1 pseudogene is annotated in these 553 nt (G+C 72.7%); it reads right to left on the reverse strand.

Annotated elements, in window-relative coordinates:
• Positions 1–124 precede the first annotated feature (124 nt).
• A pseudogene (locus tag AC2W7C_RS18870) lies at positions 125–553 on the reverse strand (c-type cytochrome); the annotation flags it as partial.

Genomic DNA, 553 nt, shown 5'->3' on the forward strand with positions numbered 1-553 from the left:
GCGCGAACCTGTCACGCACGCTGTCGGCGGTCACATAGCCTTCCGCCCGCCTGCGCGGGCGTGCGGCGCCGCTGGGTCCCGGGGTCGCCTCGCGCCCCGGGATGACGAAAGAGAGTGAACGTCGCTACGGCGCGTCCATCGTGGCCGTGGCGGCCGCCGGGGCCGGCGGCATGTATCCCGTCTCCACCTTCAGCCAGGCGATGACGTCGCGGCGGTCCGTCGCATCCGGGATGCCGGCGAAGCTCATCTTGTTGCCGCGCAGGAACTCGCGCGGGTTCTCCAGCCAGTGATCCAGGCGCTCGGCGTCCCAGGCGAAGCCGGCCGCCTTCACGGCAGGGGAGTAGTTGAACTTCGGATGCGTTCCGGCGGTTCGGCCGAAGACCCCGTACAGGTTCGGGCCGGTCATGGTTGGGCCCGCCCTCGGTCGATGGTGTGGCACGAGCGGCAGCGGGCGAAGACGCGCCGGCCGTTGTCCAGGTCCGCCTGGCTGTAAGGAGCGGGCAGCGCGGCCAGCAGCGCGCCCTTCTCGGCGGGCGTGGGGGCGGGCCGGGCG

This window comes from Brevundimonas sp. CURTG3B2_SDJG, assembly GCF_057364705.1.